Source organism: Burkholderia sp. KCJ3K979 (genome assembly GCF_016759955.1).
In the GTDB taxonomy this organism is placed as follows: Bacteria; Pseudomonadota; Gammaproteobacteria; order Burkholderiales; family Burkholderiaceae; genus Burkholderia; species Burkholderia orbicola.
The window spans coordinates 1-8,761 of record NZ_JACFYV010000256.1; the positions used below are offsets into that span (position 1 = coordinate 1).

The window sequence follows — 8,761 nt, forward strand, 5'->3', positions numbered from 1 at the left end:
AATTTGATAATTTTCGCTTAACTCGAGACCGTAGGTAAAGAATCCATAAAGACAGGAGGCTTGATTTGCCCATGCGCCAGAATAGATATATCTGCGCGAAATGTATATTTCTTCGCTAAATAGGCAGTCAATCACGGCTCTGGCTAGCGTATCTTCGATGATGAGACATAATGCTGGTATGTACTTGGCCGAAAAAGAGCCTGTTGTTCGTGTAATCTTTGTTCCGATTATGTCAACACCAGAGTTGATGTGTATCGTATTTGCCATTTCCCCTCCCGACGGTTTCAAATCAATTGTGACGCTGCAAGCGATATAGCTGGAGTCGTTGCATGTTGGCTCCAGCGGATACGCCGGATATTGCCAGCTATGCCAGCAGACCGAGATCCCTCAGGCCCTGATTGACACGTTGATGAGCGACCTGCATTGGTGTCGCCAAAATCTCGGTGATGTCGCGATAGGCTGCTTGCGCATCCTTGTCACTTGTGTGCAGGCCATTGAAGTATGTGGCAATGAGCACGTAATCGAGATCCAATTGGTTGTTTAGCTCTTTCTCCGCTTTCATCGATGAAATGTCACCACCGTTCTTCAGAGCTAGTAAGATATGTCGCGTCAGTGCATAAAAGTAGCGTAGTATCATCGGTTTTTTCTCTATGAATGCCACTGCATCAGCTGCTTTGACGCCTTCTGACTCAAGAAAATCTTCGCAGAAGATTTGGGCATTGAGTTGCACAAAACTCAGAAAAAATGTGTGATCGGCATTCGGTTTCCGGATGGCCGAAACGACCTCGGCCTTCAGCGTAGCCTTCCATTTCACAAGACTTTCGTGAGTTTGTTGCTTTGCTCGCACCGCGTTAAGTTCTTCAGCGATCAGCTTTTGACGGACCTCATCGAACTTACTCTCGACAAGCAGACGTGCGTTTTCCTTGCGGCCGTGCGCAAATTCTTCGATAAGATCAGCGGCGAAAGCTTTGAGCTCGGCAGAGAGAAGAGCGCTCGAATCGCTCGACACTAGCGACGAAAGCTCATTTCTTAGAATCTCGCCGGTTGAGAGGGAAATCGAGAGCCTGGATGTATGCCCGGCAAAAACCGCCAGCGCTCGCGACATCGTAAGCTCCCATTCCTCGTGTTTGCTCATCTCGACAAAGGCTGTGTCGGGAAGGACAAATTGCGCTTCAACGTCTGTCGAGAGCAAACCTGCGAGTTGTGAACTTTGAAGAACGTTCATATCTACGACAAAGATTCGCGTCATATCAGTTCCTGAGGAGTGCCCTGCGAGATCAAGGCTTCGCGAGCGTGGATGAAATTAGGCATAGCCGATGGCACAGCAACGCCGGAGCCTTCGGTTGCAAAAGAGGTTTCTCGCATACCTGTGTGCAGTTTTGTGCGGGTTCACACTCCCGGTCCATTTAGGGCGAGCTTCCGTCTTACATGTCGCCTCAGCGTCGAGCAAGCTTGAACATTCTCTTGTCCGATGAGCTGAGAGACCCAATCGAACTGGCGCTCCTGAACCTGCATTCTTGCGAATCGAAGCGCGCGAAACATCGCTTCAGCCAATGCCTGAGTCCCCAATCGTGTTTGCACGGAACGGTAAGCAAGAATATCGACAGTCGTCACAAGGCGTAGTGACGCGAAACGTGCCGCGGCGATTCGTGTCGCTTTTTTCTCGTCGATTGCAGCGGTAAAACCGCTATTGTGAGCAAACGCTAGGGTCGCGGCTTCACCGTCGTCGAGCGAGTCTGAGACCGAACCACCAACCAGTTCACGAAAGCTTTCGGACGCCGGTCCTTCAAGTTTTTCAACGCGTAGAAATTTATCGCATATCAGCTGCTCCAACTGTACAGCTTCCCGCCGACCATCTACTGATCCCTTTTGGATTTCCTGCACGACGACGTTGGTGACCACGATTGGGACGCCGAGCGCTTGCAGGACTGAGCTGGAGTGGCCTGTCGCCAGCAAGTTGATGATCACACTGGCGTCCAGCACGAGCTCCGAATCTTCGTTAGTAATGCAGCTTGAACAGGTCATGCGCCTCGTCCTCTTCCGCCGCAGCCTCGTCGAGCAACTCTCGAACGCGTTGCCGATCAAGTTTGAGCATTTCCGCCATTTGACCTTCGCTAATCAAATCCTTCTTCCAGGCGTCTATCGCCAACAGATAGAGCCTCGATGATTGCGGGTTATCAACGTTGGTATCGTGTTCAGGCACCCCGAGGACTTGCCGGACCTGTTCATCGGTAATGCCGCCATTATCCTTGAACCAATCCCAAGTTCCCTTCTTGGTCAGGCCTAGTTCTTCTAGCCTGGTGACAATAGCTTGCCGAGATACTCCGAAGTAGCTAGCCAGGAGAATCACATGTCGACGCGTAAGGTGAGTTGCCCCCGTAGTCAATTCCCTAAATTTTTCCATCACCGCCCGCGTTGGCGTGAGGAACGCCCGTCCGAAAGCATTTGCGTAGCGCTCTTCGCGGGAATTATCGTGCATTTCATCTTGGAAGACTTCAGGTCGCCGGCGAGTCGCTATGAAGTGCCCCAATTCGTGTCCGCCCGTTTGCGTCTGACGGTCCCGCCGATGGTTTGCATTAATCAGAATGCATGCTCCGACGGCATCGTCGTAAGCAAATAAGCCCGATACTGATGATGCAAGTTTTCGACTATAAATGCGGATGCCAAGCTGTAGCTCCAGAAGTGCGAACAGGTTCTGGACTGGTCCTTCTCCGAGACCAAGCCAATTTCTTAGGTTTTGCGCATCATGTTCTGCTTGGGCCCGGACGTCTCCAGGCATTATCGTCTTTTCTGCAGGATAATTTCGCTGGCGTTGAATGCCAAGAACGCTTTCGAGCTCGACTTCGGCTCTCACAAGATCATTCAGGGTACGTGCGGCCTGTTCGATTCCCTCGCTGGCCGTTTCGGGAAGCGACCGAAAACGCGGAATGAGGTCAACGTGGACGGCTTCGCGGCGAAGTAGGGAATTGACCGATATCCCATAATGACGGCAGAGCGCCTGTAGCTCGTCAATTCGAGCAGTGCGTTGACCTTTCTCGATTGCTACGAGCGTGGTGCGAGCAACGCCAGCAGCTTTCGCTCCAGCATCTTGGGTGATATTCGCGGTTTCCCGTGCAATTTTGAGTCTTTCACCAAGTTCGACTGGGCTTAGTTCTTGAGTAGACTTGGTCATGATGCTTTATCCATCCATTTCCTGACGAACGACTGGGGTCCGAGATCGTTCGTGAATGCCGACCACTCCTTTGCATGCTGTTCCAGAAGTCGGTCCAGCTTCCGGGAAACGCTTTCCAGGGGCTCCTTGAGCGATCCAGATAGGTCGCTCGTTGCTCTGCGTTTGACCAGATCAAAGCTTCCTGAATCTCGAATCGCAGCGAGGTGGTCGAAATGAAGAGTCCCGGCTATCGCGTACTCGCGAAGAGCCTTGGTAATGTGATTAAATCCTGCAGCCGCACCCGCTTCGAACGTAGCCGAGGTGAGCTTTTCCCAAACGTACTTGTCTTCAGGTTCAGACAGGTCGGCAGCGTGAACACTTAGCCGGCGTAACAGGCAGGCTGCGCAAATTCCACATTGTCGCCTCGACTTTGAGACAGATACTTGTCTGGCATTTTGCCAGCAAGATCGGGTTTCAAGCCAATTCGCAGAGTCACCATACACGTCGACGAATTCACGCAACGTCTCTCCTTTGGTCTTCCAGATTCTCGGAAAGGAGTAGCGGAGTCGATGCCCGAACAGCGCATAAACAAACTTCTCCATTAGCACGGTGAAGGCGGGGTAATTCCGGTAATCGGCGTAGCCTTGTCCGACCGGTAACATTGCTGGGGCGAGGGCGCCTTGACCACTCTCTGGAACAATCGCCGTAGGCGCATCTATAAGATATGCCGCGATAGCAGCGATAAGACTAAACTTGAAGCCACGACTTCTCGCGCTGTTTTCTGCGTTATCATCGTCTAGCTTGACTTCATAGGGTAACGCCGCAAACGGTGCTATCAGTCGCTTCTTCTTGGGTACATCGTGCCATTTGGTACCAACGCGCACGCGAACCAACCGGTTCCCAAGCCGTCGATGTTCCAGTCCGTACACGGCGCGTGAATCCATTCCTTCGCTGTAAGCAATGACGGCCTCAGCATTGGAGGGGAACTCCAATCGATTTTGCGCTGGAAGAACCGCCTTTGCCTTGCGGGCGCGAAAATGAAAATGCCAATCGTCGCCGGTGAGAAAATTCAGCGCGTTGGTGAGTGCACTGGACACGGAACGATCCAACCACCTCGCGGGGTCGTGAACAGGGATGTACACGTGAAAGCGCCGGCCCCAGTTCATGCTGCTGCGAGCAAGGCTGCGGTCACAAAACTCGACTGCTGCCGCAACGACGAGCGCGTCGTAGACCACAGGCTGCCAGTTGGTGGATGAGAAAGTCTCGAGAACCTCGGTGTCAAAGCTGATGTTAGTTTCCAGTCTGCAGGCAAGCGCTCCTCTGCGTGGCCGCGAGCCCATCTCAACGACGTCGACGGCAAGTCCCTTGAGCTCGATGAATTGCGACTTCTTGCTCATCACAATGGCACCCCGTCGCTCAGATCGGACCGCTTCCTCAGCGTGGACTTGTGAGTCGTCTCTGGTGCCACGAGGGCCAAGCCCAGTTGCTTTTCTGACATCCCTGAGATGGCGGTGTACAGCCGCACTCCCAGATCGTTAGCGCGCCGCATGTTGGAATTTCTGAGGTAATGCTCCTCAATCTGACGCGTGTTTGCGATGCCGCGCTCTTTGGCAGCAAAGCCTATTGCCTCAAGGAATGCGTCTTCGTCCAGATGGCCGCTGTTCACAACATAAATGCCCCAAGCGACTGCGTTGAGTCCGAATACGGACCCGGCCGCTAGGGTTCTTGCTTCCTCAAGTTGCTGAAGGGCAATTTCTGGCAAACGCAAGGAATTGTCGCGCCCCGTGAACACGTCCTTGAGGGCCTTGATGATCGAGTAGTCGACTTCTTTTCTGAAGTCACGCGCGAGCGCGTGCCTGGCGGCGTCCGAGACCTGTTCCAGGTCGTAAGTAGACTGGTCTCCACGCTTGGCAAGCTCCTTCCAAGCCTTTCGCATGGGCAGACTTCTGTGTGGTCCGTCGCTCATCGCACGCCTCCAAGTATGTCAGAATTAAATTCCAAAAATCCGACATTGTCAAGATTGGGTGGCGAGTGTATGCTGGCAGCGCTGCTGTTGACGAAGGAGCGCAAGGGTGCGCGAATCTGGGCGCGGGCAGGCGTTTGCCGCGTCGGCAACGCGCAGAGTCATTATTCCGTTTGGATGCCGTGAGATCGGGCTTTAAGCTATGCCAGAAGTTACCTTGCATCACTTTCAGCGTGCGGCCGCAGACATTGGCGCTCGTGGTGACAACGACACATTGCCGTTCGATATTGACACCCGCTTTGTTAAGGCAAAGCAGGATGAAGTGGCGTCTGCCGCGTTTGCCTTCTGGAACCAACTGAAAAGTGATGGGCCGACAAACAGCGACAAGAAGGTCGACGCCTTAACGGTGTTTCATGAGCGGCTTCTTACTCCAGCTGGTTCCTCTGGGTTTCGCATCACCACGAAGATCCATCCGTTCTGGAGCATATATCTGAATGGTTTGGCGGTAGCCGTTGCTGAGGCGATTGAGGATGGCCGTGACCCCGGGGCCAAGTCTTATCGTTATGACCGGGCAGGCGAGCACGAGCTATTCGACCGAACTGCAAGTTGGCGGCGCTTCCGCGAAGACAGCTTGATCCTTGCTGCGCAAGATGAGTTGTTTGTTGTTCAAACGGATGTTTCAAGTTTTTACGAGCACATCTCCCACCACTATCTGCAAAACGCGCTGAACGACGTGTTTCCAGATGGCAGGTTGGGGAACCAGGTCAATGCCCTGCTTGGCAAGTTCTCGTCGGGACGGTCATTCGGTTTACCGGTGGGGGGCCAGGCGTCGAGAATTTTCGCGGAGCTCTTCATGAACGCGATAGACCACGAACTTACGAGTAGTAGTCTGATATGGTTGCGGTATGTCGACGACTATGTACTTGTCGCCAACTCCGCGGAGGACGCGTATCGAGCACTTTCTACGTTGTCGTACGCGCTCGGAAACTATGGCCTGAGTCTTAACAAGACGAAGACAGTCATCCTTACAGCAAAACACTACCGTGACTTCGTTTCAGCTCAACTCGGCGGAGCAGGGGAAAACGCCGCTCGCCTCGTTTCAATCGATTTGCATTTCGATCCGTATTCGGACAGCGCGCTGGATGACTACGAGTCACTGAGGGATACCGTCGCCGGTCTGGAAGTTCAGGCAATTCTCAATCAGGAACTGGACAAAGGTCTTCCCGATAACTTTTTGGTTACGCAGATCACCAGGACTTTGCGTTTGGTGGCGCCCAAAGCGGCGATTAGTCTTATCGCCACGCTTCTAGAGCCTAAGAACCTCAATTCGTTTCGTGGTTCGTGGGCTTCCGTTATGCGGGGTGTTTATGCAGTTCGCATGGACCTTGGGTTCCAAGAGATTCATGCGACCATTGACTGGTATCTCGACCGTATTCCTGAACAAAGTTCGCATCTATTGCAGGTGGAGGGAAGCATACTGCACTATCTGCGCACGCTTTATGGTGGTCCTACGAAGTCCAGAGCGGTCTACGTGCGGAAGGTCTTCGATTCGACTCGGTCCGAAACGGTAAAGCGCGCCTGCATCGAGTGCTGGAGACGCTGGAGCGACCGGCCCGCGATCAACGCAGTTCGCAACAACTGGTCAAGCATGACGCCGGAATGCCAGCGCTCGCTATGGCTAGCCTCCTATTCGTTTGGCGATCAAGGTGATGCGGTTAGGCGGCAACTGTTGTCGAATATGACGACATCACTGAGACTGGGGATTGAGGCGCAGAGCCAGAAGGACACGTTTGCCAAGGCCTTTCTGCAATGGTGCGAAGATGAAAAAGACTTTGCATGACCCCCGTACTGTAGCGCGCAACGTTCCCGGGATTTTTGAGGTTGTATTTCCGCAGCTAACCACGGGCGTTGTCGTTCATCTCAACCAGACTCGGACGCTCTTGTCGACGCCTCCCCTTAGCCAGGCGCTCATCGAAAGTAGTACCTTGCAGAACGCAATGCTGTTTGAACTCGGAATCGCCTGCGCGGAAAGTGTATTAGCCACTGGCTCACTGATGTGGGAGGACGCCAAGGCCAGCGCTTTGAGCCGGCAGCGTCGATATTTTGACGCAGAGATTCCTGCTGAAATTGCACAGCAGGACAGGCTCATTTCCGAGAGGATTGCCCAGAACCTGACAAGCACGCTTTCAGAGGTTGCCGGCGGCAAGGAGGTTGAGATTGGACCGAAGGTACCCGGGCTTGGATGGGTAGCGCCAGGGCGGGGTGATTTTGCGTTTGACCGGACGCTAGTTGAAACTAAGTGCGCTCACAAGAATTTTTCAATGGCTGACTATCGTCAAGTACTTCTGTACTGGCTCCTCAGCTACGCTGCGGCGATCGAAGGGCGCGGAGAAGAGTGGTCTGACTGTATTTTGCTCAATCCTCGCTTGAGCATGTCCGTGAGATTCGGATTTGACGCATTGCTGCACGTTGTGGCGGCAGGTCAGACGAAGCTGGAAGTGCTACAGGTTTTCCGCGCGCTGCTTGATTCTGGTGACGGATTTCAATGAAGCGCTGTACCCGCGCGGGGTTTAGCAATCTATTGACAATCGTGAGGCTATATGCCCCATACTAGACATTTTGGTTCGTCGAAAAGAAATCGTGGAACACGAAAAATATACATTTATTGATCGCTACTTTCACAGTCAGCAGGAATTGTTAGATTTTCGCTTTGAGGGTAGACGAGATATCAACACTCTTTTCACCTACCTGAACAATCTGCATTCATTGGCTGACAAGCTGAAAGAATTATTTGGTTGCAACATAAAGACGATTCCAGAATTTAAGCTGTTGCGAATGGTGAGAAATTACTTTCACCACATTGGTGATGTTGACGAGATAAGACTGAACGTCCGAATCGAACCAGGTGTTGTCGTTAGTCATTCGCAACACATCATAGTTCCGCTTGAAGTCTTTGCAATAAGCGTTAAGTCATTTATCGATAACAATACCGTCGATAAAAAGAACCGAAGCTACGCTGCAAAGCAACGATATATTGTTGAGGAAATGGCGGCGATTTCATTGATTTATGATGATTGCGCCGAGCTTCTGCGGAACATGAATCTTTTCTGCCGAAAGCCGAGTTTGTGCTTGGATGGTGTGGTGTATGAGCTTGGGTTCGATATGTTCAAGTTCATCTATAACATCACAAATGAAATTGCAGATTCCTGCCGCGCAATTGATGCTCTTAAGGACAAGAGGGTTGTCAAGGAACTTGACGAGTCGTACACGGCAGCGAACAACATCGCGAAGCGTGACATGCTCTGCAGTCCAGAAACCATACCAATAACCACAACTGAGGGATTTGTCTATGCTCGGCAGGTTTCGCGCGCGGAATTATGAAACGCGGCGAGTTCGGACCCGCTAACGGATTTCACCAAGTGGCCAGCGGCAGAGATGTTGCTGAAGCACAAGAAGCGCCCTAATCCAATGCCGCAAGGACGCGGCTGCAGGAAAGTAGCTCCAAGAAGCAGTGCCGATGCGAGGGCATCTCCACGAAGAAAGGGTGTGGAAGCCGACCTCCTGGCCGAAAGCGCCGGTTTCGGAAACGTTCTACAGAACTGACGTCGAAGCTTCCAACGTCAGTTAGCTGGAGTGGCGGGTGCACG

9 protein-coding genes are annotated in these 8,761 nt (G+C 52.6%); 3 read left to right on the forward strand and 6 right to left on the reverse strand.

The annotated features are described in order from the left end of the window. The 6 genes from H3O04_RS36385 to H3O04_RS31420 form a co-directional block, all read right to left on the reverse strand. The coding region (locus H3O04_RS36385) for a hypothetical protein (protein WP_237666501.1) at positions 1–267 on the reverse strand (267 nt) is incomplete at its 3' end. 97 nt (positions 268–364) lie between these two features. After that, the gene (locus H3O04_RS31400) at positions 365–1,249 is read right to left on the reverse strand and encodes a hypothetical protein (RefSeq protein WP_202589172.1); all 885 of its coding nucleotides are present in this window, start codon (positions 1,247–1,249) and stop codon (positions 365–367) included. 140 nt (positions 1,250–1,389) lie between these two features. Further along, positions 1,390–2,025, reverse strand: a complete 636-nt coding sequence (locus tag H3O04_RS31405) for a hypothetical protein (RefSeq protein WP_202589173.1) — start codon at positions 2,023–2,025, stop codon at positions 1,390–1,392. Next, complete coding sequence (locus tag H3O04_RS31410) at positions 2,000–3,172, reverse strand: XRE family transcriptional regulator (RefSeq protein ID WP_202589174.1); 1,173 nt, start codon at positions 3,170–3,172, stop codon at positions 2,000–2,002. Before H3O04_RS31410 ends, H3O04_RS31405 begins: the two co-directional genes overlap by 26 nt. After that, positions 3,169–4,548, reverse strand: coding sequence for a hypothetical protein (locus tag H3O04_RS31415; RefSeq protein ID WP_202589175.1), 1,380 nt, complete (start codon positions 4,546–4,548; stop codon positions 3,169–3,171). The genes H3O04_RS31410 and H3O04_RS31415 overlap by 4 nt, the downstream gene beginning before the upstream one ends. Further along, positions 4,548–5,087, reverse strand: a complete 540-nt coding sequence (locus tag H3O04_RS31420) for a hypothetical protein (RefSeq protein WP_202589176.1) — start codon at positions 5,085–5,087, stop codon at positions 4,548–4,550. The genes H3O04_RS31415 and H3O04_RS31420 overlap by 1 nt, the downstream gene beginning before the upstream one ends. Positions 5,088–5,316: 229 nt before the next feature. Between H3O04_RS31420 and H3O04_RS31425 the strand changes: the two genes are divergently transcribed. The 3 genes from H3O04_RS31425 to H3O04_RS31435 all read left to right on the forward strand — a co-directional run bounded on the left by H3O04_RS31425 (position 5,317) and on the right by H3O04_RS31435 (position 8,495). Beyond that, positions 5,317–6,954 (forward strand): RNA-directed DNA polymerase, encoded by a 1,638-nt coding sequence (locus H3O04_RS31425; RefSeq protein WP_202589177.1) that lies wholly within the window; start codon positions 5,317–5,319, stop codon positions 6,952–6,954. Then, complete coding sequence (locus H3O04_RS31430) at positions 6,935–7,663, forward strand: hypothetical protein (RefSeq protein ID WP_202589178.1); 729 nt, start codon at positions 6,935–6,937, stop codon at positions 7,661–7,663. The genes H3O04_RS31425 and H3O04_RS31430 overlap by 20 nt, the downstream gene beginning before the upstream one ends. A 91-nt stretch (positions 7,664–7,754) precedes the next feature. Beyond that, a complete protein-coding gene (locus tag H3O04_RS31435; RefSeq protein WP_202589179.1) occupies positions 7,755–8,495 on the forward strand; it encodes a hypothetical protein in 741 nt (246 codons plus the stop codon). Positions 8,496–8,761: the final 266 nt, after the last annotated feature.